This window comes from Streptomyces sp. NBC_01450 (assembly GCF_036227505.1).
Lineage (GTDB): Bacteria > Actinomycetota > Actinomycetes > Streptomycetales > Streptomycetaceae > Streptomyces.
Map to the genome: position 1 here is coordinate 7495749 of NZ_CP109480.1, position 24870 is coordinate 7520618.

The window sequence follows — 24870 nt, forward strand, 5'->3', positions numbered from 1 at the left end:
TCCAGTCTCACGCGATCAACACCAGCCGGGTTGGAACCAGCCCGGTTGACATCAAATGTCAAGGATTAGCGCGCGCTTGGCTCTCGCGACGCACTGGGCGCAGCGTACCCGGTCCGCAGGTGAAGAATCCGGGGGATTCGCAAGATCGCGGACCGTGGCCTCTTACGTAGGGGCCGGTCGCGCTTTACTCTGATCCCTGCTCGATGGTTACTCGCGAGTTAAACAACAGCCGAACCAGCCAGCCGCACAGCAGCAGTCAACAGTCGGTCGAGCCAGACGCACGCACTGTCGCGGGCCCCGGAGGATGTCGTGAGCGACACACAGACCCTGATCGAGAACCGTCCGCCGTCCGTGGCGGCCCTCTTCCTGGAGCGCGTGGCGGCCACGCCGGACGCCGAGGCCTACCGCTACCCGGTCCCGCCTGCCTCGGGCGAGGGCCCGGACGAGTGGAAGTCACTGAGCTGGGCGCAGGCCGCCGAGCGGGTCTACGCCATCTCGGCCGGACTGATCGAACTGGGTGTCCAGCCGGAGCAGCGCGTCGCGCTGGCCTCCTCCACCCGGGTCGAGTGGATCCTCGCCGACCTCGGCATCATGTGCGCGGGCGCGGCCACGACGACGATCTACCCGCAGACGAACGCCGGGGAGTCCGCGTTCATCCTCTCCGACTCCGACAGCAAGGTCCTGATCGCGGAGGACGCGGCCCAGCTCGCCAAGGCGCGGGAGAAGCGCGCCGAGCTGCCCGAACTCACCCACATCGTCGTCATCGACCCGGCCGGCGTCGAGACCGGTGACGGGGTGCTCACCCTCGCCGAACTGGAGACGCGCGGTGCCGCGTATCTGGAGAAGAACCCCGAGCTGATCAAGGAGCGCGTCGCCGCGATCACCGCCGACCAGCTCGCCACCCTCATCTACACCTCCGGCACCACCGGCCGCCCCAAGGGCGTCCGCCTCCCGCACGACAACTGGTCGTACATGGCGAAGGCCATCGCCGCGACCGGGCTGCTCGGCCCCGACGACGTGCAGTACCTGTGGCTGCCGCTCGCCCACGTCTTCGGCAAGGTGCTCACCTCCGGCCAGATCGACATCGGGCACGTCACCGCCGTCGACGGCCGTGTCGACAAGATCATCCTGAATCTGCCGGTCGTGCAGCCGACGTACATGGCGGCCGTCCCGCGCATCTTCGAGAAGGTCTACAACGGGGTCGCGGCCAAGGCGCGGGCCGGCGGCGGCGCCAAGTACAAGATCTTCCAGTGGGCCGCCGAGGTCTCCCGCGAGTACGCGAAGGCCAGCCAGGACAACTTCCGCCGTACCGGCACCGCCTCCGTCCCCTTCGGGCTGGGCGCCAAGCACAAGGTCGCGGACGCGCTCGTCTTCGCCAAGATCCGCGAGGCCTTCGGCGGCCGGCTGCGTGCCTGCGTCTCCGGCTCCGCCGCGCTCGCCCCCGAGATCGGCTACTTCTTCGCGGGCGCCGGCATCCACATCCTGGAGGGGTACGGCCTCACGGAGTCCTCCGCGGCCTCCTTCGTGAACCCCGGAGAGGCGTACCGCACCGGCACGGTCGGCAAGCCGCTGCCCGGCACGGAGGTGCGCATCGCGGACGACGGCGAGATCCTGCTGCGTGGCCCCGGCATCATGGAGGGCTACCACGGGCTGCCCGAGAAGACCGCCGAGGTCCTCGAAGCCGACGGCTGGTTCCACACCGGCGACATCGGCGAGCTGTCGCCCGACGGGTACCTGCGCATCACCGACCGCAAGAAGGACCTCATCAAGACCTCGGGCGGCAAGTACATCGCGCCCGCCGAGGTCGAGGGCCAGTTCAAGGCCGTCTGTCCCTACGTCTCCAACATCCTCGTGCACGGCGCCGACCGGAACTTCTGCACCGCCCTCATCGCCCTGGACGAACCGTCCATCCTGGAGTGGGCGAAGGAGAACGGGCTGGAGGGCAAGTCGTACGCCGAGGTCGTCGCGGCCCCCGCCACGGTCGCCCTCGTCGAGGGGTACGTCAAGGAACTCAACGAGGGGCTCCAGCGGTGGCAGACCATCAAGAAGTTCCGGTTGCTGCCGCGGGACCTCGATGTGGAGCACGGGGAGATCACGCCGAGTCTGAAGTTGAAGCGGCCGGTGGTGGAGCGGGAGTACAAGGCGTTGATTGAGGAGATGTACGCGGGTTCTCGGGAAGCGTGAGGCTGTTCGTTGTCGGCTGCGGGTGAGTGGGGGCGGGTCGCGCCCACGCGGCGGAGCCGCGTATGTCGCGGCCCCGCGCCCCTAAAGGGCGCGGTTGCCGCCCAGCCCTGCCACCAGGCTCTGCAGTTCTCGGACCTGCCTGCGTAGGTCGGAAAGGTCCGGGGGGTCCTCGGACGACAAGCGCTTCTCCAAGGCCGCAAGCCGCGTGCTGATCTGGGCCGCATGAGTGTGTTCCTGGGTCAGCAGGCGTTCCAGTTGCTGGTTCTTGCGGTGGAGGTCCAGGAAGACCGTGACCTTGGCGCGCAGGACCCAGGGGTCGAACGGCTTGGTCAGGTAGTCGGCGGCGCCGGTGGCGTAGCCGCGGAAGGCGTAGCCCGCGTCGGCGTCGATGCCGGTGAGGAAGATGATCGGGACGTCCTTGGTCTGGTCGAGCCGCTTGATGTTGGCGGCGGTCTCGAAGCCGTCCATGCCCGGCATGCGGATGTCCAGGAGGACGACGGCGAAGCGTTGCCTGAGCAGCGCCTTCATCGCCTCCTCGCCCGAACGCGCACGTACGAGCGGCTCGTTGAGGGACCCCAGGACGGCCTCCAGCGCGATCAGGTTGTCCTCCATGTCGTCGACCAGGAGGATGCTGGCGCGCTCGTAGGTCGTTTCCTCAGCGCTCATGGTGACTGTCCTCATTCGGTCGTCGGCGGGGCCGCGGCCTCCTCGGACGATGTGCTCGGCCCCGGCACAACGGATCCTTCGGAGTCGTCCTGCTCCGCGTCGCGCGCGCTCTCCGGGTCGAGGAGGGCGCAGACGACCGTGAGCAGCTGGTCGACGTCCACCGGCTTGGGTACGTAGTCGTTGGCACCGCGCGCGATGGACTTCTCGCGGTCTCCCGGCATCGCCTTCGCGGTGAGCGCGACGATCGGCAGGCCCGTCCAGCGGGGGGTGCGGCGGATGGCGGAGATCGTCTCGTAGCCGTCCATCTCCGGCATCATGATGTCCATCAGGACGAGTTCCACGTCGGGGTTGCGCTCCAGGGTCTCGATGCCCTCGCGGCCGTTCTCCGCGTACAGGACGGGCATGCCGACGCGGCCCAGGACATGGGTGAGCGCGAAGACGTTGCGGATGTCGTCGTCCACGATCAGCACTCGCCGCCCCGGCAGGACCTGACCCGCCCGGCCGGCCTTCCACGCCTCCAGCTTGGTGGGGGTGGGCCAGGAGTCGTCGGTGTCGTGCGAGGTGTACGGCTCGGTGGACAGCTGCTCGGGCACGAGCGGCCGGTGGTCCTCGGGTGCGGGGCCGGTCGCCGTGTGGCCGGGGCTGATGACGGGGACGTACAGCGTGAAGGTGGAGCCCTTGCCGGGGGCGCTCTCCGCGATGATGCGGCCGCCGAGCAGCCCGGCGATCTCCCGGCTGATGGAGAGGCCGAGGCCGGTGCCGCCGTACTTGCGGTTGGTGGTGCCGTCGGCCTGCTGGAACGCCTCGAAGATCACCGGGAGTTTCTCGGCGGCGATCCCGATGCCGGTGTCGGAGACGGCGAAGGAGATCACGTCGTCGCTGTTCTCCCGGGTGAAGGCGTGGTCGGGGTCCTTGAGGCGGTTGACGCGCAGTTCGACCCGGCCGGTCGCGGTGAACTTGATCGCGTTGGAGAGCAGATTGCGCAGGATCTGCTGGAGCCGCTGCTCGTCCGAGTACATCTCCCGCGGCACGTCCTCCCCGACCGTCACCTCGAAGGCGAGACCCCGGTCGAGGGTGAGCGGGCGGAACGTGGCGTGGACGTAGTCGAGGAGTTTGATCAGGGGGAGCTTCTTCGGGCGTACGTCCATGCGGCCCGCCTCGATCTTCGACAGGTCGAGGATGTCGTTGATGAGCTGGAGGAGGTCCGATCCCGAGCGGTGGATGGTCGCCGCGAACTGCACCTCCTGGTCGGAGAGATGGCCGTCCGGGTTGTCCGACAGCAGCCGGGCCAGGATCAGCAGCGAGTTCAGCGGGGTGCGCAGCTCGTGCGACATGTTCGCCAGGAACTCCGACTTGTACTGCGAGCTCGTGGCCAGGAGCGCCGCCTTCTCCTCCAGTTCGGCGTTCGAGCGTTGCAGTTCCGCCTGCTGCGACTGGAGTTCGTCCGAGCGGTCCTGGAGCTGGATGGCGAGGCGCTGGGACTCGCCGAGCAGGGACTCCGTACGGGAGTTGGCGATGATCGTGTTGATGGCCACGCCGATGGTGTTCACGAACTGGTCGAAGAAGGCCAGATGGACGTCGGAGAAGCGGGAGAAGGAGGCGAGCTCGATCACGCCGAGGAGTTTGTCCTCGAAGAGGATCGGGATGATGACGACGCTGGCGGGGGCCGCCTCCCCCAGACCGCTGTTGATCTTGATGTAGTCCGGTGGGGCCTCCTCCACGAGGATCCGCTTCTTCTCGCGGGCCGCCTGCCGGACCAGGCCGTGCACCGGCATGCCGCCCGTGTCGACCGTGGCGCCCTGCGCCGAGCCGTATCCGGCGATGAAGGCGAGTCCCTTGGCGGGGACGGCGGTGTGAAGGGAGGCCCCGTCCTCCTCAGGATCGGCCAGGAAGAAGGCGCCGTACTGCGCGTTCACCAGCGGGGTCAGCTCGCGCAGGATCAGGTCGGCGACCTCCATCAGGTCGCGGTGGCCCTGCATCAGTGCGGCGAGGCGGGCGAGGTTCGACTCCAGCCAGTCCTTCGCGCGGGTCGTCTCGCGGAGGTTGGCCACCATCAGGTTGATGTTGTCCTTCAGCTCGGCGACCTCGCCCTGCGTCTCCACGGTGATGGAGCGGGACATGTCGCCCTGGGCCACGGCGGAGGCCACCTCGGCGATCGCGCGGACCTGGGTGGTGAGGTTGGAGGCGAGCTCGTTGACGTTGGTCGTGAGGCGCTTCCAGGTGCCGTACACGCCCTCGACCCGTGCCTGACCGCCGAGCTGGCCCTCCGAACCCACCTCGCGGGCCACCCGGGTGACCTCGGAGGAGAAGGAGGAGAGCGTGTCGACCATCGTGTTGATGGTCGTCTTCAGTTCGAGGATCTCACCGCGGGCGTCCACGTCGATCTTCTTGGAGAGGTCTCCCTGCGCCACGGCGGTGGCGACCTGCGCGATGTTCCGCACCTGTGAAGTCAGGTTGTCGGCCATGTAGTTGACGTTGTCGGTCAGGTCCCGCCAGACGCCGGAGACACCGAGGACCTGGGCCCGGCCGCCGAGCCGCCCGTCGGTGCCGACCTCGCGGGCCACCCGGGTCACCTCGTCGGCGAAGGCGCGCAGTTGCTCCACCATCGTGTTGACGGTGTCCTTCAGCTCCAGGATCTCGCCACGGGCGTCGACGGTGATCTTCTTCGACAGGTCGCCGTTCGCGACGGCCGTCGTCACCTGGGCGATGTTGCGGACCTGGGAGGTCAGGTTCAGGGCCATGAAGTTGACGTTGTCCGTCAGATCCTTCCAGACGCCCGAGACGCCCCTGACCTGGGCCTGACCGCCGAGGTTTCCCTCCGTCCCGACCTCGCGGGCGACGCGGGTGACTTCGTCGGCGAAGGCGGAGAGCTGGTCGACCATGGTGTTGATGGTCGACTTGAGTTCGAGGATCTCGCCCTTCGCCTCGACCGTGATCTTCTTGCCGAGGTCGCCCTGCGCGACGGCCGTGGAGACGAGGGCGATGTTGCGGACCTGCGAGGTCAGGTTGTCCGCCATGAAGTTGACGTTGTCGGTGAGGTCCTTCCAGACGCCCGAGACGCCCCTGACCTGGGCGCGGCCGCCGAGGTTTCCCTCGGTGCCGACCTCGCGGGCGACGCGGGTGACTTCGTCGGCGAAGGCGGAGAGCTGGTCGACCATGGTGTTGATGGTCGACTTGAGTTCGAGGATCTCGCCCTTCGCGTCCACCGTGATCTTCTGGCTGAGGTCGCCGTTGGCCACGGCCGTGGTGACCTGGGCGATGTTGCGGACCTGGGACGTCAGGTTCGAGGCCATGAAGTTGACGTTGTCGGTGAGGTCCTTCCAGACCCCCGAGACGCCCCTGACCTGGGCGCGGCCACCCAGTTGCCCTTCGGTGCCGACCTCGCGGGCGACCCGCGTGACCTCGTCGGCGAAGGCGGAGAGCTGGTCGACCATCGTGTTCACGGTGAGCTTCAGTTCGAGCAGCTCACCGGTCGCCTCGACGGTCACCGTACGGGTCAGGTCGCCGCGCGCCACCGCCGTGGTCACCAGGGCGATGTCACGGACCTGGGCCGTCAGCCGGGACGCCATCGTGTTGACCGCCTCGGTCACGTCGCGCCAACTGCCCGACAGACCCTGCACTTTGGCGCGTCCGCCGAGACGGCCCTCGGTACCGACCTCGCGCGCGACCCGGGTCACCTCGCCCGTGAAGAGGGAGAGCTGATCGACCATCTTGTTGACGGCGCGCCCCAACCTCCTCAGATCGCCTCTGAGCTGGCGGTTGCCGTCGTGCAGGTCGACCCGCTGGGTGAGGTCGCCGCCGGCCACCGCGTCCAGGACGCGTGTCGCGTTCGCGGCGGGCGCCACCAGGGCGTCGAGCAGCTGGTTCACGTCGTTCACGCGGGTCGTCCAACCGCCCTGGCCCGGGCTCGCCGACAGCCGCTCGTCGAGCCGTCCGTGCCGGACCAGCTCCCGCCGGACCCGCTGCACTTCCGTGTTGAAGTGGGTGCTGCGGTCGATGATCTGGTTGAACGTCGCGCTCAGGTCGGCCACCAGGCCGTGCCCCGTCTCCGGCACCTTGGTGAAGTCGCCGTCCCGTGCGGCGGTCATCGCGGCGAGCAGCGGACGCAGATCGGACGCGGCGATCCGGCCGTCTTCGAATGCCCGAATCTGTCCGTCTTCGAGCACACGCGTAGCACTGTTCTCACTCATGGCGGCCCACTTCGGTAACTCGGTGCTTATGGGCGTGGCCAGTCTGTCACTCTGTCCGTGTCGCCTGAGGCGTATTCGTCCGAACTGCTCAGGGAGCCGCACAGTGGGGGCCATTCCGACGCAACGGGAGTCGCATCCGGACTCCATGGCGCTTGCCCCTGGTATGCCTGCGCACTACCGCGTGGGCCAGGAAGCCATAGCGCGCGCCGCGCTGCCGGGTACTCCGCTCGCGCCCGGCGCCGCCCGCCGCATGGTGCGCGAGGCGCTCGCCGACTGGGGGGAACTCGCCCTGCCCGGCGCCGAGATCGTCCGCGAGCGCCTGGCCGAGGACGCCGTCCTGGTCGTCAGCGAACTCGTCACCAACGCCGTCGTGCACGCGGGCACCGACGTCGAGCTGCTGTGCCGGCTGGAGATCACCGACGGCGGTGCGGTGGGCGCGGTGGTCGTCGAGGTCTCCGACCACCATCCCTCGCGGGCGGTACGCGAGGAGGCGGCCGAACGGGCTTACGGCACACCGGAGTACGGGCGGGGGCTGCGGTTGGTCGCCAGTCTGTCGGAGGCGTGGGGGATCACGTATCGGACCGGGGTCAAGACCGTGTGGGCGCGGCTGCCCGTGGACGGGGGGCTGGGCGTCGACGAGGGGCTGGGGGTCCAGGGCGGGTTGGGGCTTGAAGGTGGGGCGAGTGTTGAGGGTGGGTTAGGTGGGGGAGGTGGGTTAGGTGTTGAAGACGGGGTGGGTGTTGAAGGCGGGTTCGGCGTTGAGCGTGGGTTGAGTATGGGCGATGGGCTCGGCGCCGACAGGGGGACGGGCATCGGGCCGGGACCGGCCGGCGAGACGGTCGCTCCCGGACCGCGGCAAAGGCCGCGACAGGACGGCGACTGGCTCAACCGGGGCGCCCTCTCCTTCCTCGCCGAGGCCTCCGATCTCCTCGCCGGGCAGCTCGACGAGGACCTCGTGGCCGCGCTCGCCGGACAGCTCCTCGTACCGCGGCTCGCCGACTGGTGCGCCGTATGGCTGGAGGACGAGGCCACCGACCGGGCGGGTGGGCTCGGACTGGCCCTGGGGCCCCGCCTCGCCCGGGTCTGGCACGGCAGTGAGAACCGGATCGAGGAGTTGCGACGGGACCTGGAGAAGGATCCGCCGCGGTTGCCGGACTCGGTGCGGTCCCGGGCGGTGCCGGTGCCTTGGCCGGGGGAGGCGTTGGGCACGGGCGAGGCGTTGGGCACGGGACAGGTGTCGGGGGAGATGGACGGCGCGGGCGGGGCGGCGCTCGCGTACCGGCTGATCGCGGGCGGCCGGCCGCTCGGCACCCTCGTCATCGGTCGGGCCGGACTGGCCGCCTTCCCCGACGAGATCACCGGGCTCGTCGAGGACCTCAGCCGCCGGATCGCCCTCGCCATCGGCGCGGCCCGCCAGTACGCCCGCCAGGCCACCATCAGCCGGGTCCTCCAGCGCGGCCTGCTGCCCGGCGCGGTCGCCGAGATCCCCGGGGTGCGCAGCGCCCTCGTGTACGAGCCGCTCGACAAGGGCGGACCCAGCGGCGACTTCTACGACCTGTTCCCCGCGGGTGACGGGCGCTGGTGCTTCGTCCTCGGCGATGTCCAGGGCAAAGGGCCCGAGGCCGCCGTCGTGATCGGCCTCGCCCGGCCCTGGGTGCGGCTGCTGGCCCGTGAGGGCTACCACGTCGCGGACGTCCTCGACCGTCTCAACCAGCTCCTCCTCGACGACGCGACGGAGGCGGCGGACGCGGCGGCCCGCGCGCTGGTGGCCGCGGGCGGGCCCGGTCTCGGCCCCGACGAGGGCCCGCAGACCCGTTTCCTGTCCATGCTGTACGGCGAGCTGGTGCCCTTCGAGGGCGGCGTACGCTGCACCCTCGCCTCCGCCGGGCATCCGCTGCCGCTGATCCTCGGCCCCGACGGCGACGTACGGGAAGTGGCCGAGCCGCAGACCCTCCTCGGTGTCTTCGAGGACGCGACCTACGTCTCCGAGACCTTCGACCTGTACCCCGGCGACACCGTCCTGTGCGTCACCGACGGGGTGACGGAGCGCCGCAGCGGACCCCGCCAGTTCGATGACGACGAAGGGCTCGCGGAGGCCCTCGCGGGCTGTACGGGGCTGAGCGCCGAGCTCGTCGCGGAACGTATCCGGCGACTCGTGCACGAGTTCGGCAGCAAGCCGCCGGAGGACGACCTGGCGCTGCTGGTGTTGCAGGCGGAGTAGGGGGAGCGGGCGAAGTAGGGGGGAGTGGGCGGAGCAGGGGCGCAGGGGAGAAACGCCAGGTGAGCGGCTGGAGAGGGGTATGCGGCTGGGTACGGGACAATGGAAGGCATGCCTTCCGCACTTCCCGACGGTGAGCCCGTCCCCGCCGACGGGGCGCTGCCCGCGCACGCCCTGGCCGGAGCCGCCGAGCGCCCCCTCGGGTTCTACCTCCATGTGCCGTACTGCGCGACCCGCTGCGGCTACTGCGACTTCAACACCTACACGGCGACCGAGCTGCGTGGCACCGGAGGCGTGCTCGCCTCCCGCGACAACTACGCGGAGACGCTGATCGACGAGGTGCGGCTCGCCCGCAAGGTCCTCGGCGACGACCCGCGACCCGTCCGTACGGTGTTCGTCGGGGGCGGTACGCCCACGCTGCTGGCCGCCGACGATCTCGTACGGATGCTGGGGGCGATCAGGGACGAGTTCGGGCTCGCGGACGACGCGGAGATCACGACCGAGGCGAACCCGGAGTCGGTGGACCCGGAGTATCTGCGGACGCTGCGGACCGGAGGGTTCAACCGGATCTCCTTCGGCATGCAGAGCGCGCGGCAGCACGTCCTCAAGGTGCTCGACCGTACGCACACCCCCGGCCGGCCCGAGGCGTGTGTCGCGGAGGCGCGTGCGGCCGGGTTCGAGCATGTGAACCTCGACCTGATCTATGGCACGCCCGGTGAGTCCGACGACGACTGGCGGGCCTCGCTGGATGCCGCGCTCGGTGCCGGGCCCGACCATGTGTCCGCGTACGCGCTGATCGTCGAGGAGGGGACGCAGCTCGCCCGTCGTATCCGGCGGGGCGAGGTCGCGATGACGGACGACGATGTGCACGCGGACCGGTATCTGATCGCCGACGAGGTGCTCTCCGGCGCGGGATTCGACTGGTACGAGGTGTCCAACTGGGCGACCTCGGACGCCGGCCGGTGCCTGCACAACGAGCTGTACTGGCGGGGTGCCGACTGGTGGGGGGCCGGTCCCGGGGCCCACAGCCACGTGGGCGGGGTGCGGTGGTGGAACGTGAAGCATCCCGGGGCGTATGCGGGGGCGTTGGCCGCGGGGCGGTCTCCGGGGGCGGGGCGTGAGCTCCTCTCCGAGGAGGACCGGAGGGTGGAGCGGATCCTGCTGGAGCTGCGGCTCCGGGAGGGGTGTCCGTTGTCTCTGCTCCGGCCCGCGGGGCTTGCGGCGGCGGGGCGTGCGCTGTCTGAAGGGTTGCTCGAGTCCGGGCCGTACGGCGAGGGGCGGGCGGTTCTTACGTTGCGTGGGCGGTTGCTGGCGGATGCGGTGGTCAGGGACCTGGTGGACTGAGGGGGCTGCGACCCGCCCCCGGCTGTGTTCCTCGCCTGCGGGCGGGTGGGGGCTGGTCGCGCAGTTCCCCGCGCCCCTAAGAGCCTTCAGCCCGTCCGGCGTTCGAGGGCGAGGCCGTTCAGGCCGATGCGGGGGTTCGGGGGCGGAGCCCCCGAGTCGGGATGGGACGGGTAGGGGCGGCGGGGGCGAAGATCGGTTTTGTCAGTGCGGCGCTGTGACGAAGTCGATGAGTTCTTCCACTCGGCCCAGGAGCTCCGGCTGGAGGTCCTTGTAGGAGTGGACGCGGGACAGGATGTGCTGCCAGGCGGCGCCGGTGTTCTCGGGCCAGCCGAGGGCGCGGCAGACGCCCGTTTTCCAGTCCTGGCCGTGGGGGACCCGGGGCCAGGACTGGATGCCCACGGAGGACGGCTTCACGGCTTCCCAGATGTCGATGTAGGGGTGGCCGAGGACCAGGGCGTGATCGCTCGTGACCGACGCCGCGATGCGGGACTCCTTGCTGCCGGGGACCAGGTGGTCGACGAGGACGCCGAGGCGGGCGTCCGGCCCGGGTGAGAATTCCGTCACGATCGCGGGCAGGTCGTCGATGCCCTCCAGGTACTCGACCACGACGCCCTCGATGCGCAGATCGTCGCCCCAGACCCGTTCGACCAGCTCGGCGTCGTGGCGGCCCTCCACGTAGATCCGGCCGGCCCGGGCGACCCGGGCCCGCGCGCCGGGGACGGCCACCGAACCGGAGGCCGTGCGGGTGGGACGGAGGGGAGTGGCGTTCGGGGAGGGAGCGGGGCGGGTGAGCGTGACGACCCGGCCCTCCAGGAGGAAGCCACGGGGTTCCAGAGGGAACACGCGGTGCTTGCCGAAGCGGTCCTCCAGCGTCACCGTGCCCGCCTCGCAGCGGATCACCGCACCGCAGAAGCCGGTACCCGGCTCCTCGACCACCAGGCCCGGCTCCGCCGGAACCTCCGGCACGGGCTTGGGCTTCTTCCACGGCGGGGTCAGGTCCGGAGAGTACTGGCGCATTCGGATGACGATAGGAGAAGCCCGGCGGCGCTCACGGCGACACGCCGAAACGCGACACGCCGAAACGCTCGGCCAGGGCGTCCCGCTGGGACCGTACGAACCCGGCGTCCACGACCGCTCCGTGACCGGGCACGTACAGCGCGTCCTCGCCCCCGAGTTCGAGCAACCTGTCGAGGGCCCCGGGCCAGCGCGACGGTACGGCGTCGGGGCCCGCCTGGGGCTCGCCGGACTCCTCGACCAGGTCGCCGCAGAACACCACCGTCGGGTCGCCCGGCACCACGACCACGAGATCGTGGGCGGTGTGGCCCTCGCCCGTCCGCACCAGCAGGACCTCGACGCCGCCGGTCAGTTCGAGATGCCAGGTGCCCCACACGTAGTGCCGGGGACGGACCAGGGTGTCCGCCGCGTCCTCCGCCGCCCGCGTGTCCAGCCCGCCCCGTACCGCGTCCGCGTACAGCTCCTCGCGCCCGTGCTCGTACACCTCGGCCGAGCCGCCCGCGACGAGGACCTCCGCGCCCGCGAACGCCGCCGCGCCGAGGACATGGTCGAAGTGGGGGTGGGTGAGCGCGAGGAAGGTCACACGGCGGCCGGCGAGCGCCTGCGCCTCCCTGCGCAACCGCGCGCCCTCCGCGAGGCTCGACCCCGGGTCGATGATCAGCGCCCCGCCCTCGCTCACGACCAGCCCGACCGTGCAGTCCCAGACCGGAAGCCGCTGCCGCCCCACCCGGGGTGTCAGCTGCTCCCACCCCGCCTCTTCCCAAGTCACCTTCATACGCCGACGCTAGCGTTGAGGGCGCGGACGGTACGACATCGAGGGCGCGGACGCTACGACATCGAGGCCTTGGACGGTGTGACATCGCGGGACACGTCCGTGTACGTCGGTGCACCTTGCACAAGATCGCGGGGCCGCCCTTGCCGGGGCCGTACCCACCGGCCGTACACTGGGCCGGGGAATGCTGGCACTCGCACGCGATGAGTGCCAAGCGAGGCGCCGAGGGGTCGACAGCTGGAGGTGTGCGCGATGCTCAGTGAACGCAGGCTCGAAGTGCTGCGCGCCATCGTCCAGGACTATGTCGGCACCGACGAGCCGGTCGCGGTCGGTTCCAAGGCGCTGACCGAGCGGCACCGGCTGGGGGTCTCCCCGGCCACCGTCCGCAACGACATGGCGGCCCTGGAGGACGAGGGGTACATCGCCCAGCCGCACACCAGCGCCGGGCGGATCCCCACCGACAAGGGCTACCGGCTCTTCGTCGACAAGCTCGCCGGCGTCAAGCCGATGACCGCGCCCGAGCGGCGGGCCATTCAGAACTTCCTGGACGGCGCCGTCGACCTCGACGACGTCGTCGGGCGGACGGTGCGGCTGCTCGCGCAGCTGACGCGGCAGGTCGCCGTCGTGCAGTATCCGTCGCTGACGAGATCGACCGTGCGGCACGTGGAACTGCTGTCCCTCGCCCCCGCCCGTGTGATGCTCGTGCTGATCACGGACACCGGGCGGGTCGAGCAGCGCATGATCGACTGCCCGGCGCCGTTCGGAGAAACGTCTCTCGCGGATCTGCGGGCCCGGCTGAACAGCAGGGTCGCGGGCCGTCGCTTCGCGGACGTCCCGCAGCTCGTGCAGGACCTCCCGGACGCGTTCGAGGCGGAGGACCGAGGTACGGTCGCGACGGTGCTCTCCACCCTTCTGGAGACGCTCGTCGAGGAGACCGAGGAGCGGCTGATGATCGGCGGGACCGCCAATCTGACGCGTTTCGGACATGACTTCCCTCTCACCATCCGGCCGGTGCTCGAAGCGCTGGAGGAGCAGGTCGTGCTCCTCAAGTTGCTTGGTGAGGCCGGGGATTCGAGCATGACCGTGCGAATCGGTCACGAGAACGCGTATGAGGGACTCAACTCCACGTCCGTGGTCTCGGTCGGCTACGGTTCGGGCGGCGAGGCAGTAGCCAAACTCGGCGTGGTCGGCCCGACCCGCATGGATTACCCCGGCACGATGGGAGCGGTACGAGCGGTGGCACGGTACGTCGGACAGATCCTGGCGGAGTCTTAAGTGGCCACGGACTACTACGCCGTACTCGGCGTGCGCCGCGACGCGTCCCAGGACGAGATCAAGAAGGCCTTCCGGCGGCTCGCACGCGAGCTGCACCCGGACGTCAATCCCGATCCGAAGACGCAGGAGCGGTTCAAGGAGATCAACGCCGCGTACGAGGTGTTGTCGGACCCGCAGAAGAAGCAGGTCTACGACCTCGGTGGCGACCCGCTGTCCCAGTCGGGCGGCGGCGGTGCGGGCGGCTTCGGAGCCGGTGGGTTCGGGAACTTCTCGGACATCATGGACGCCTTCTTCGGTACGGCGTCACAGCGCGGTCCGCGGTCGCGTACGCGGCGTGGCCAGGACGCCATGATCCGGCTCGAGATCGAGCTGGACGAGGCGGCCTTCGGCACGACGAAGGACATCCAGGTCGACACGGCCGTCGTCTGCGCCACCTGCAACGGTGAGGGCGCGGCGCCGGGTACCTCGGCCCAGACCTGTGACATGTGTCGCGGGCGGGGTGAGGTGTCCCAGGTCACGCGGTCCTTCCTCGGGCAGGTCATGACCTCCCGGCCGTGTCCGCAGTGTCAGGGCTTCGGGACCGTCGTCCCGACTCCCTGCCCCGAGTGCGCCGGTGACGGGCGGGTCCGGTCGCGTCGCACGCTGACCGTCAAGATCCCCGCCGGTGTCGACAACGGCACGCGGATCCAGCTCGCGGGCGAGGGCGAGGTCGGCCCCGGTGGCGGTCCCGCCGGTGACCTGTACGTCGAGATCCACGAGCTGCCGCACTCGACCTTCCAGCGGCGCGGGGACGATCTGCACTGCACGGTGACCATTCCGATGACCGCGGCGTCGCTCGGCACCAAGGTGCCGCTGGAGACGCTCGACGGTCTTGAGGAGGTCGACATCCGTCCGGGTACGCAGTCCGGGCAGTCGATCCCGCTGCACGGGCGGGGTGTCACGCATCTGCGGGGCGGTGGCCGGGGTGACCTCATCGTGCACGTCGAGGTGACCACGCCCACGAAGCTCGATCCCGAGCAGGAGCGGTTGCTGCGGGAGCTGGCGATACTGCGGGGGGAGGAGCGGCCCACCGGGCAGTTCCAGCCCGGGCAGCAGGGCCTGTTCTCGCGCCTGAAGGACGCGTTCAACGGTCGCTGACGGGTGTTCCTGGGGGCTCCGCCCCCAGGCGCTCGGCGGTCGCTCGACAGTCCATCCCCATGGCCTATGCCAGACGGAAGGCCCGATTCGGACTTGTTCAAAGGACGTGACAACATGCCGTCATGTCCACCGCACTGACCGATCTCTTCCCTCACCCGATCGTGCAGGCCCCCATGGCGGGCGGCGTCTCCGTCCCGCAACTCGCGGCCGCCGTGTCCGAGGCAGGCGGGCTCGGGTTCCTGGCCGCCGGGTACAAGACCGCCGACGGTATGTACCAGGAGATCAAGCAGTTGCGCGGGCTCACGGGCCGCCCCTTCGGGGTCAATCTGTTCATGCCGCAGCCCGAGTACGCGGACCCCGCCGCGGTCGAGGTCTACGCCCACCAGCTCGCGGGTGAGTCCTCCTGGTACGAGACCGGCCTCGGTGACCCGGACAGCGGCCGTGACGACGGCTACGACGCCAAGCTCGCCGTCCTCCACGACAACCCGGTGCCGGTGGTCTCGTTCCACTTCGGCGTCCCGAGCCGCGACGTCCTGGACTCCCTGCGGCGCGCCGGCACCGTCACCGTGGTCACCGCGACCACGGCCGAGGAGGCCCTCGCCGTGCAGCGGGCCGGCGCCGACGCGGTCATCGTGCAGGGCGTGGAGGCGGGCGGCCACCAGGGCACCCACCGCGACAACCCGGAGACGGACGGTACGGGTATCGGGCTGCTGTCGCTGATCGCGCAGGTCCGCGAGACCGTGGACCTTCCGATCATCGCCGCCGGCGGCATCATGCGCGGCAGCCAGATCGCCGCGGTGCTCGCCGCGGGCGCGAGCGCGGCGCAGCTCGGCACCGCGTTCCTCCCCACCCCGGAGTCCGGGGCCAACGCCGTGCACAAGCAGGCGCTGACCAACCCCCTGTTCGTGCGGACGGAGCTGACGCGCGCGTTCTCCGGGCGTCCGGCACGCGGTCTGGTGAACCGCTTCATGCGTGAGCACGGCCCGTACGCGCCCGCCGCGTACCCCGAGGTCCACCACCTCACCTCTCCGCTGCGCAAGGCGGCCGCCAAGGCGGGCGACGCGCAGGGCATGGCGCTGTGGGCGGGGCAGGGGCACCGCATGGCGCGCGAGCTGCCCGCCGGGCAGCTGGTGGAGGTGCTGAGCGCGGAGCTCGAGGAGGCCAGGACAGCGTTGTCGGCCGCCGGGGAAGCGGAGGGTGAGATCCGATGACGGCACCGGTGTTCGTGGTCGAGCACTTCAAGGCGGGCAGCGGCGGACAGTACGTCCTCGACGGCCCCGAGGGGCGCCACGCCGTCTCCGTGAAGCGGCTGCGGGCCGGCGAGGACGTCATCCTCACCGACGGGGCCGGGCGTTGGGCGGACTGCGTGGTGCTGGGCACCGAGGGCAAGGACCGGCTGATCGTCCAGATGGACTCGTACAGCGAGGAGCCCGCGGAGGAGCCCCGTATCACCGTGGTCCAGGCCCTGCCCAAGGGCGACCGGGGCGAGGTGGCCGTGGAGACGATGACCGAGACCGGCGTCGACGCGATCGTCCCCTGGGCCGCCTCCCGCTGCATCACCCAGTGGAAGGGCGACCGGGGTCTGAAGGCGCTCGCCAAGTGGCGGGCCACGGCCCGGGAAGCCGGTAAGCAGTCGCGCAGGGTGCGCTTCCCGGAGATCGGGGACGCGGCGACGACCAAACAGGTTGCCGCGCTTCTGGCCAATGCCGACTTCGCTGCGGTGCTGCACGAGGACACGGAGGTCGGCACCGAGCCGTTCGTGACGGCCGAACTCCCCACCTCGGGCGAGATCGTGCTGGTGGTCGGCCCCGAGGGCGGGATCTCCCCCGAGGAGATCGAGCTGTTCACCGGGGCGGGCGCGAAGACGTACCACCTGGGACGTACGGTGCTGCGCACATCGACCGCCGGGACGGTGGCGGCCGCGGTGCTGATGGCACGCTCCGGCCGCTGGCACTAGGCGTATTGACCCGGAGGCTTGTTCACGCGGCTGACGAGTGGCTCCTGTCGCGGAATTGACGCAGTTTCACGCATACGCGTTCGACGGGAGCGCACGCGGGTGTGTAGTGGCCGTATGGGGTCTACCGCGACGCGCGGGACAGTGGCACTCTGCCGTCTATGGGGGCATTGATGCGTATTCGACGATTGGTGAGGCGACTGGTGACGGGCCGTCGGGGACCGATGGTCGCCGGGCTGGCCGTGGTGAGCGCCTTCGGGGTGGCCGCGTGCGAACCGGTCGGCGGGCTGAGCGCCTCAGCGGTGGCCTACACGACCGACCGGGCCGGGACCGCGGAGCTGCAGCGCCGGCACGTCGACGTGCAGTACCTGAGCTGCACCGGGTCGTACCGCGGCGGGAACAAGGCCTATACCCCGGGGCACACGCCGTCGGCCTCCAGCTCCACGCCCTCCGTGGTGGAGGTGGACTGCCGGGGCCAGACCAAGGACCGGCGGGAGATCACCATCACCGGGAAGGTCACCCGCGAGGTCGAGGGCAAGTGCGTCCGCGGGGACCTGACGGCCAAGGTCGGCGGCAAGAAGTGGTTCCACGTGAACGTGCTGGGCAACTGCAACGCCCCGAGCACGCCCTCGTACACGCCCCCGACCTACAACGCGCCCACCTACCGACGGCCGGGCCCCACCGCCACCGTCACCGTGACGAAGACCATGTGGTGCAAGGGCGATCCCACCTGCTGGCCCTCGCAGGGCAAGTGATCCGAACCCCTGTCGGGCGGAGCCGTCGCTGCATAGGGTGATCGGGTGACTCAGTCTGCATCGTCCGCATCATCGGTATTGCCTGCGTACCTCCGGTATCCGCATCTGCACGGCGATCTGGTCGCCTTCACCGCCGAGGACGACGTCTGGATCGCCCCCCTCGACGGCGGCGGCCGCGCCTGGCGGGTCAGCGCCGACAACGTCCCGGTGAACCACCCCCGGATCTCCCCGGACGGTGCCACCGTCGCCTGGACGTCGACGCGCGACGGGGCACCCGAGGTGCATGCCGCGCCCCTGGAGGGCGGACCGTCCACGCGGCTGACGTACTGGGGGAGTTCGAAGACCCAGGTGCGCGGCTGGACCCCGGACGGCCAGGTGCTCGCGCTCAGCACCCAGGGCCAGGCCAGCCTGCGCCGCAGCTGGGCCAGGGCGGTCCCGCTCGACGGGGGCCCCGCGACCACCCTCCCGTACGGGCCGGTCGGCGACGTCGTGCACGGCGACGGGGGTGTGCTGCTGCTGTCCGCTTCCATGGGGCGCGAGGCCGCCTGGTGGAAGCGGTACCGGGGCGGTACGGCGGGCAAGTTGTGGATCGACAGGGCCGGCGGCGACGGGGCGGGGGCCGGCGAGTTCGTACGGCTGCACGAGGAGCTGGACGGGAACCTCGAATACCCCCTGTGGGTGGGCGAGCGGGTCGCCTTCCTGTCCGACCACGAGGGGGTCGGGGCCCTCTACTCCTCCCTCGCCGACGGGTCCGATCTGCGCCGGCACACGCCGATCGACGGTTTCTACGCCCGGCACGCGGCGACCGACGGCGCCCGGATCGTGTACGCGTCCGCCGGTGAACTGTGGCTCCTCGACGACCTGGACGGCGCCGAGCCGCGCCGGCTCGACCTGCGGCTCGGCGGACAGCGCGTCGACCAGCAGCCGCACCCCGTGAGCGCCTCCCGCTGGTTCTCGGCCGCCGCCCCCGACCACACCGGACGCGGCAGCGCGGTCTCCGTGCGCGGCGCCGTCCACTGGGTCACCCACCGCTCAGGACCGGCCCGCGCGCTCGCCGCCCGGCCCGGTGTCCGCGCCCGGCTGCCCCGCGCCTTCCGGGTGGAGGGCGAGGAGTACGTGGTGTGGGTGACGGACGCGGCGGGCGACGACGCGCTGGAGTTCGCCCCGGCGACCGGTCTCGCGCCCGGAGCGACCCCGCGCCGGCTCGCGGTCGGGCAGCTCGGACGGGTCCTCGGGCTCGCCATGGCACCCGACGGCAGCCGCGCCGCCGTCGCCTCGCACGACGGACGGGTACTGCTCGTCGAGCGGGAGACCGGAGAGGTGCGGGAGGTCGACCGGAGCGCGGACGGCGAGGTCACCGGGCTCGTCTTCTCGCCGGACTCCGCCTGGCTCGCCTGGTCGCACCCCGGCCCGCGCCCGCTGCGCCAGCTCAAGCTGGCCAACACCGCCGACCTGTCGGTGACCGAGGCGACCCCGCTGCGCTTCCGCGACTACGCGCCCGCCTTCACCCTCGACGGCAAGCACCTCGCCTTCCTCTCGGCCCGCTCCTTCGACCCCGTCTACGACGAACACGTCTTCGACCTCGCGTTCGTCGGAGGCGCCCGGCCGCATCTGATCACCCTGGCCGCGACCACCCCGTCCCCCTTCGGGCCGCAGCGCCACGGCCGCCCCTTCGAGGCACCCGACAAGGACGAGACGCCCGACAGCGAGGGCGCCCCCACCACCCGGATCGACCTCGACGGACTCGCCGACCGGATCGTCCCGTTCCCCGTCGAGGCGGCCCGGTACTCGACCCTGAGCGCCGCCAAGGACGGGCTGCTGTGGCTGCGTCACCCGGTCGTCGGAGTCCTCGGCGCCTCCCGCGCCACCCCGGACGACCCGGACCCGAAGACCGAACTGGAGCGGTACGACCTCGCCCAGCAGCGCGTCGAGCACCTCGCCGCGGACGCCGACCACTTCGCCGTCAGCGGCGACGGCAAACGCGTCCTGCTGTGGACCGACGGCACGCTCAAGGTCGTCCCCAGCGACCGCCGCGCCTCGAACGACGACGACAGCGACACGAACATCACCGTCGACCTCTCCCGGGTCCGCCAGACCGTCGACCCGGCCGCCGAGTGGCGGCAGATGTACGACGAGACCGGCCGCCTCATGCGCGACAACTTCTGGCGGCCCGACCTGGGCGGGGTCGACTGGGACGGCGTACTGGACCGGTACCGGCCGGTGCTCGAACGGGTCGCCACCCACGACGACCTCGTCGACCTGCTGTGGGAGGTGCAGGGCGAGCTCGGCACCTCGCACGCGTACGTGACCCCGCGCGGCGGCTGGGGCGCCGGCGACCGGGCGCAGGGACTGCTCGGGGCGGACATCTCCCGCCACGAGGACGGCAGTTGGCGCATCGACCGGATCCTCCCCTCGGAGACCTCCGACCCGCACGCGCGGGCGCCGCTCGCCGCGCCCGGCGTCGCGGTGCGCGCGGGGGACGCGATCGTGGCGATCGCCGGGCAGCCGGTGGACCCGGTGGCCGGACCCGGACCGCTGCTCGTCGGCACCGCGGGCAAGCCGGTCGAGCTGACCGTCTCCCCGTCGGGCGGCGGCGATCCGCGGCACGCCGTCGTCGTGCCGCTCGCCGACGAGGAGCCGCTGCGCTATCACGCCTGGGTCGCGGACCGGCGCGCCTACGTCCATGAACGGTCGGGCGGCAGACTCGGCTATCTCCACGTGCCCGACATGCAGGCGCCCGGCTGGGCCCAGATCCACCGTGACCTGCGGATCGAGGTGGCCAGGGAGGGGCTGGTCGTGGACGTCCGGGAGAACCGCGGCGGCCACACCTCGCAACTGGTCGTCGAGAAGCTCGCGCGGCGGATCGTGGGCTGGGACCTGCCACGCGGGATGCGGCCGTACAGCTATCCGGAGGACGCGCCGCGCGGACCGGTCGTCGCCGTCGCCAACGAGTTCTCCGGCTCGGACGGCGACATCGTCAACGCGGCGATCAAGGCGCTGGGGATCGGGCCGGTCGTCGGGACGCGGACATGGGGCGGCGTCGTCGGCATCGACAGCCGCTACCGGCTCGTCGACGGCACCCTGGTCACCCAGCCCAAGTACGCGTTCTGGCTGGACGGTTACGAGTGGGGCGTGGAGAACCGCGGCGTCGACCCGGACGTCGAGGTCGTCCAGCGGCCGCAGGACCACGCGGCCGGGCGCGACGCGCAGCTCGACGAGGCGATCCGGATCGCGCTGGCCGCGCTCGCGGAGAACCCGGCGAAGACGGCCCCTGTCCTGCCGGAGCTTTGACCGGGCTTGTGCGGCGCCGTCGTGACGCGGCCGATCCGCGGGCGGCGCATGTCCCCCAACCACCCGCCCTGCCTGGGCCGATAGCATGCACGGCGTATTGATCAAACGGCGTGAGGAGGCACACGCATGTCGCAGGAGCCAGAGGGGCGCGCACCGGCTGAGGCGCCCCGGAGGCGACAAGAAAGTGGCGCGCCGCAGGACGACTGCTTGTTCTGCAAGATCGTCGCGGGGCACGTTCCCGCGAACGTCGTCCGGGAGACCGACACGACCGTCGCCTTCCGCGACATAAACCCCCAGGCGCCCACCCACATCCTGATCATCCCCAAGGTGCACCACCCGGACGCGGCGTCCCTCGCGGCCGCCGAGCCCGTCATCGCCGCGGACGTACTGCGCGAGGCCGGCGAGGTGGCGTCCGAGGAGAAGCTGGAGAGCTACCGCGTCGTGTTCAACACGGGCAGCGGCGCGGGCCAGACCGTCTTCCACGCGCACGCCCACCTCCTGGGCGGCCGTGGCATGCAGTGGCCGCCGGGGTAACCGGCCTTGTCCGTACGTGAACTGGTGGTCCTCGGCACCGCCAGCCAGGTCCCCACCCGGCACCGCAACCACAACGGCTATCTGCTGCGCTGGGACGGGGAGGGACTGCTCTTCGATCCCGGCGAGGGCACCCAGCGGCAGATGCTGCGCGCCGGGGTCGCCGCGCACGACCTGCACCGGATCTGCGTCACCCACTTCCACGGCGACCACTCCCTCGGTCTCGCCGGGGTGATCCAGCGCATCAACCTCGACCGTGTCCCGCACGAGGTGACCGCGCACTATCCGCGCTCCGGGCAGCGCTTCTTCGACCGGTTGCGGTACGCGACGGCCTACCGCGAGACCGTCGAGCTCACCGAGGCGCCGGTCGAGGCGGACGGGGTGCTCGCGACCACCCCCTCGTACACGCTTGAGGCCCGCAGGCTCTCCCACCCCGTGGAGTCCTTCGGCTACCGGCTGGTCGAGCCGGACGGCCGGCGGATGCTGCCCGAACGGCTCGCGGAGCGCGGGATCAAGGGGCCGGACGTCGGGCGGATCCAGCGCGACGGCGCACTCGGCGGGATCTCGCTCGACGAGGTGAGCGAGGTGCGGCGCGGACAGCGGTTCGCGTTCGTCATGGACACGCGGCTGTGCGAGGGCGTGGACGCCCTCGCCGAAGGCTGCGACCTCCTCGTCATCGAGTCGACGTTCCTGGACGGGGATCACCAACTCGCCGTCGACCACGGCCACCTGACGGCCGGTCAGGCCGGACGGGTGGCGCGGGACGCGGGCGTACGGCATCTGGTGCTCACGCACTTCAGTCAGCGATATTCCGAACCGGACGAGTTCGAGCGACAGGCCCGGGCCGCCGGGTTCGAGGGCGAGCTGACCGTGGCGCGCGACCTGGTGCGGGTGCCGGTGCCGAAGCGCCGATGAGCCGTCGGCGCACGAGATCGTCGGTATACGCCCGTACGATATTTCGATGCCCCTCCCCAAAGCAGAACTGCACCTCCACATCGAAGGCACCCTCGAACCCGAGCTGGCCTTCGAGCTCGCCGCGCGCAACGGCGTCACGCTCCCGTACGCGGACACCGAGGAACTGCGCAAGGCGTATCTCTTCGACGACCTCCAGTCGTTCCTGAACCTGTACTACGAGCTCATGGCCGTCCTGCGGACCGAGCAGGACTTCGCCGACCTCGCCGACGCCTACCTCGCACGGGCCGCCGCGCAGGGCGTGCGGCACGCGGAGATCTTCTTCGACCCGCAGGCCCACATCGCCCGGGGGGTCGGCATGGGCACGGTCGTCGAGGGACTGCACCGCGCGCTGTCCCGCAGCGAGGAGACACATGGCGTCTCCACCCAGCTGATCATGTGCTTCCTGCGCGACGAGTCCGCCGAGTCGGCGCTCGAGACCCTGGAGGCCGCGAGGCCCTACCTCGACCGGATCGTCGGTGTCGGCCTCGACTCCGCCGAGGTCGGGCACCCGCCGGTCAAGTTCCGCGAGGTGTACGAGGCCGCCGCCGCGCTCGGCCTGCGGCGCGTCGCCCACGCGGGCGAGGAGGGGCCGCCGGCGTACATCACCGAGGCACTGGACGTCCTCGGCGTCGAGCGCATCGACCACGGGCTGCGCTGCATGGAGGACCCCGAGCTGGTCGAGCGGCTCGTACGGGACCGGGTGCCGCTGACGCTCTGCCCGCTGTCGAACGTACGGCTGCGCGCCGTGGACGTCCTGGAGAACCACCCGCTGCCCGCGATGCTGGACGCCGGGCTGCTGTGCACGGTCAACTCCGACGATCCCGCGTACTTCGGCGGGTACGTCGCCGACAACTTCCACGCGGTGCACGAGGCGCTCGGGCTGGACCGGGAGCGGATGCGGGAGCTGGCGCGCAACTCGTTCGTGGCGTCCTTCCTCGACCACGACGAGGAGCGGCGGGCGCGCTACCTCGCCGAGGTCGACGCGTACGAGTTCGGATAGAACCCGACCGGCTCACCTGGCCGCGGACCCCGGTGTGGCCGCCGCTCCCGCGGCCGCCTGCCGGGGTCCCGCCATGTCGTACGCGGTCCGGGGCGCCGGGACGGCGTCCAGCGCGATCTCCACGACCGGGTGCTCCTGCGGGAGCGGGGTACCGCGCCGGGTGCGCAGGGCCACGGCCGTCATCGGGACGGTGACCAGGAGCAGGCCGAGGGCCAGGATCACGCCCATCCCCGGGTAGCCCGCCCGCGCGGAGAGCAGACTGCCCGCGAGCGGGCCGCACGCCGTGCCGAGCGAGGAGGCGGAGCCGACGAGGACCGCCCACCGGCCGCGCTGGTCCAGGGACGCGGCGAGGCCGATGACGTAGGAGAGCACGACCGGGTAGAGCGTGTTCCAGGCGATCTCGCCCGTCGCGAAGGACGCCAGGTCGGTGGCCGCCGAGCTCAGCGCGATGCACCCGGCGATCAGGGCCGTGCCCGCGCCGATGGGCAGTGCCCGGCCCAGACGCTGGCCGAGCGCGCCCGCGCCGATCACCCCGAGCAGCCCGGCGCCGAGCGCCACCGCGAAGACCGCGCCGACCGTCACCTCCGTCAACCCCGCCTGCCGCAGCCCGATCCGGCCGCTGACACCCCAGAGTGAATTCTGGGCGAGGGACCAGCAGAGCATCGCGGCGGCCAGGACGAGACCGGCGCGGCGGTGGGGGAGAGGTGTGGCGGTGGGGGTGCGGAGGGTGCGGGCGGCGGGGGTGTGGGGGGCTTCTGAGGCCGGGAGGTGGCGGGTCACGGGCAGGAGGAGCAGCGCCGTGACGGCGATCGCGGTGAGGGGGTGGCCGTGGCCCGGGCCCAGGTGGGGGATCGTCAGATACAGCGCGCCCGCGAGGGCGGAGACACCCAGCAGACCCAGGGTGGTGGTGCGGTGGGGATCGCGCTGGCCGGCGATCCCGGTCGCGGCGACGGTGGTGATCGTGCCGGAGCCGAGGCCGCCGACCATCGCGCCGAGAACGACCAGGGGGATGGTCGTCGTGAAGGCGGCGGTGCCGTAGCCGGCGGCGGCCAGGAGCAGGCCCGTGCGGGCGAGCCGACGGGGGCCGAAGCGGTCCACCCGGGAGGCGAGCAGGAAGCCCGCCGTCGCCGAACTCAGCAGCAGGGCGCTACCGATGGAACCGGCCTCGGTGGCGGAGAGGGGGAGGCCCGCGCTCAGCCGTCCGACGGTGGTCGGGAGCAGGTACGGGGCGAGGTACCCGGCCGTGAAAAGGGCGACGAGGGGCCAGGGCGTGGTGGTGCGGGCGGACACGGGCGTTCCCAGGGCATGCGAAAGAGCGGCTCGATAAGGGGGGTTGGGCGGCTGTCGACGGACAGGAACGCGCGGGCAATTTGTATCAAGTGGGTGGGGGCGCGACGTAGGCGGGGAGGTGTGATCTGAGCCACGTTCTGTTTGTGGTGGGAGAGGTGGGGTAGGCGGTCGAGTTCCGTCCGGCCCTCCGACGGTCCGCCCGGGGTCTTTTGCCGGTCCGTCCAGGCTGTTTTGCCGGTCCGCCCGGGCTGTTTTGTCAGTCCGTTCCGGCCGTGACCGGTGCTGTGCCGCGTGC

17 protein-coding genes are annotated in these 24870 nt (G+C 71.2%); 12 read left to right on the plus strand and 5 right to left on the minus strand.

Annotation, left to right across the window (positions count from 1 at the left end; translation table 11 throughout):
• Positions 1–309: 309 nt before the first annotated feature.
• A complete protein-coding gene (locus OG568_RS33330; protein WP_329534214.1) occupies positions 310–2184 on the plus strand; it encodes an AMP-dependent synthetase/ligase in 1875 nt (624 codons plus the stop codon).
• An 81-nt stretch (positions 2185–2265) separates the two neighbouring features.
• Here the strand turns inward: OG568_RS33330 and OG568_RS33335 are convergent, their stop codons facing one another.
• Together OG568_RS33335 and OG568_RS33340 are read right to left on the minus strand one after the other, a co-directional pair.
• Complete coding sequence (locus tag OG568_RS33335) at positions 2266–2850, minus strand: response regulator (RefSeq protein WP_329534215.1); 585 nt, start codon at positions 2848–2850, stop codon at positions 2266–2268.
• An 11-nt stretch (positions 2851–2861) separates the two neighbouring features.
• Positions 2862–6938: a HAMP domain-containing protein gene (locus OG568_RS33340; protein WP_443077899.1), complete on the minus strand. Its 4077-nt coding sequence runs from the start codon at positions 6936–6938 to the stop codon at positions 2862–2864.
• Between the two features lie 247 nt (positions 6939–7185).
• On the opposite strand from OG568_RS33340, the gene OG568_RS33345 reads away from it, so the two are divergent.
• Both OG568_RS33345 and hemW read left to right on the plus strand, forming a co-directional pair.
• The gene (locus OG568_RS33345) at positions 7186–9261 is read left to right on the plus strand and encodes a SpoIIE family protein phosphatase (protein ID WP_329534217.1); all 2076 of its coding nucleotides are present in this window, start codon (positions 7186–7188) and stop codon (positions 9259–9261) included.
• Between the two features lie 108 nt (positions 9262–9369).
• Positions 9370–10602 carry a radical SAM family heme chaperone HemW gene (hemW, locus tag OG568_RS33350; protein ID WP_266414033.1) on the plus strand — a complete coding sequence of 411 codons (1233 nt, stop codon included), beginning with the start codon at positions 9370–9372 and terminating at the stop codon, positions 10600–10602.
• Between the two features lie 201 nt (positions 10603–10803).
• Here the strand turns inward: hemW and OG568_RS33355 are convergent, their stop codons facing one another.
• Together OG568_RS33355 and OG568_RS33360 are read right to left on the minus strand one after the other, a co-directional pair.
• Positions 10804–11619, minus strand: coding sequence for a DUF3097 domain-containing protein (locus OG568_RS33355; RefSeq protein WP_329534218.1), 816 nt, complete (start codon positions 11617–11619; stop codon positions 10804–10806).
• 31 nt (positions 11620–11650) lie between these two features.
• Complete coding sequence (locus OG568_RS33360; protein ID WP_329534219.1) at positions 11651–12391, minus strand: MBL fold metallo-hydrolase; 741 nt, start codon at positions 12389–12391, stop codon at positions 11651–11653.
• Positions 12392–12640: 249 nt separating this feature from the next.
• Between OG568_RS33360 and hrcA the strand changes: the two genes are divergently transcribed.
• The 9 genes from hrcA (at position 12641) to OG568_RS33405 (ending at position 23285) form a co-directional block, all read left to right on the plus strand.
• A complete protein-coding gene (gene hrcA / locus OG568_RS33365) occupies positions 12641–13663 on the plus strand; it encodes a heat-inducible transcriptional repressor HrcA (RefSeq protein WP_075032705.1) in 1023 nt (340 codons plus the stop codon).
• A complete protein-coding gene (gene dnaJ, locus OG568_RS33370) occupies positions 13664–14800 on the plus strand; it encodes a molecular chaperone DnaJ (RefSeq protein ID WP_067369954.1) in 1137 nt (378 codons plus the stop codon).
• Between the two features lie 122 nt (positions 14801–14922).
• Entirely contained in the window at positions 14923–16011 is a 1089-nt protein-coding gene (locus tag OG568_RS33375) for a nitronate monooxygenase (protein WP_329534220.1), read from the plus strand.
• Entirely contained in the window at positions 16008–16757 is a 750-nt protein-coding gene (locus OG568_RS33380; RefSeq protein ID WP_329534221.1) for a 16S rRNA (uracil(1498)-N(3))-methyltransferase, read from the plus strand. Before OG568_RS33375 ends, OG568_RS33380 begins: the two co-directional genes overlap by 4 nt.
• Positions 16758–16927: 170 nt before the next feature.
• On the plus strand, positions 16928–17509 hold the full coding sequence (locus tag OG568_RS33385; RefSeq protein ID WP_329534222.1) for a hypothetical protein: 582 nt from the start codon (positions 16928–16930) through the stop codon (positions 17507–17509).
• 45 nt (positions 17510–17554) lie between these two features.
• Positions 17555–20800 carry a S41 family peptidase gene (locus OG568_RS33390; protein WP_329534223.1) on the plus strand — a complete coding sequence of 1082 codons (3246 nt, stop codon included), beginning with the start codon at positions 17555–17557 and terminating at the stop codon, positions 20798–20800.
• A gap of 126 nt (positions 20801–20926) precedes the next feature.
• Complete coding sequence (locus OG568_RS33395; RefSeq protein WP_329534224.1) at positions 20927–21334, plus strand: histidine triad nucleotide-binding protein; 408 nt, start codon at positions 20927–20929, stop codon at positions 21332–21334.
• 6 nt (positions 21335–21340) lie between these two features.
• Positions 21341–22246: a ribonuclease Z gene (locus tag OG568_RS33400; protein WP_329534225.1), complete on the plus strand. Its 906-nt coding sequence runs from the start codon at positions 21341–21343 to the stop codon at positions 22244–22246.
• A gap of 46 nt (positions 22247–22292) precedes the next feature.
• Complete coding sequence (locus tag OG568_RS33405; RefSeq protein ID WP_329534226.1) at positions 22293–23285, plus strand: adenosine deaminase; 993 nt, start codon at positions 22293–22295, stop codon at positions 23283–23285.
• A gap of 12 nt (positions 23286–23297) precedes the next feature.
• On the opposite strand, the gene OG568_RS33410 is transcribed toward OG568_RS33405, so the two are convergent.
• On the minus strand, positions 23298–24575 hold the full coding sequence (locus OG568_RS33410) for an MFS transporter (protein ID WP_329534227.1): 1278 nt from the start codon (positions 24573–24575) through the stop codon (positions 23298–23300).
• Between the last annotated feature and the right edge of the window lie 295 nt (positions 24576–24870).

Coding starts and splice junctions, on each gene's coding strand:
- OG568_RS33335 (WP_329534215.1), bottom strand. CDS start 2,850: ATGAGCGCTGAGGAAACGACCTACGAGCGCGCCAGCATCCTCCTGGTC.
- OG568_RS33340 (WP_443077899.1), bottom strand. CDS start 6,938: ATGACCGCCGCACGGGACGGCGACTTCACCAAGGTGCCGGAGACGGGG.
- OG568_RS33345 (WP_329534217.1), top strand. CDS start 7,186: ATGGCGCTTGCCCCTGGTATGCCTGCGCACTACCGCGTGGGCCAGGAA.
- hemW (WP_266414033.1), top strand. CDS start 9,370: ATGCCTTCCGCACTTCCCGACGGTGAGCCCGTCCCCGCCGACGGGGCG.
- OG568_RS33355 (WP_329534218.1), bottom strand. CDS start 11,619: ATGCGCCAGTACTCTCCGGACCTGACCCCGCCGTGGAAGAAGCCCAAG.
- OG568_RS33360 (WP_329534219.1), bottom strand. CDS start 12,391: ATGAAGGTGACTTGGGAAGAGGCGGGGTGGGAGCAGCTGACACCCCGG.
- hrcA (WP_075032705.1), top strand. CDS start 12,641: ATGCTCAGTGAACGCAGGCTCGAAGTGCTGCGCGCCATCGTCCAGGAC.
- OG568_RS33375 (WP_329534220.1), top strand. CDS start 14,923: ATGTCCACCGCACTGACCGATCTCTTCCCTCACCCGATCGTGCAGGCC.
- OG568_RS33380 (WP_329534221.1), top strand. CDS start 16,008: ATGACGGCACCGGTGTTCGTGGTCGAGCACTTCAAGGCGGGCAGCGGC.
- OG568_RS33385 (WP_329534222.1), top strand. CDS start 16,928: ATGCGTATTCGACGATTGGTGAGGCGACTGGTGACGGGCCGTCGGGGA.
- OG568_RS33395 (WP_329534224.1), top strand. CDS start 20,927: ATGTCGCAGGAGCCAGAGGGGCGCGCACCGGCTGAGGCGCCCCGGAGG.
- OG568_RS33405 (WP_329534226.1), top strand. CDS start 22,293: ATGCCCCTCCCCAAAGCAGAACTGCACCTCCACATCGAAGGCACCCTC.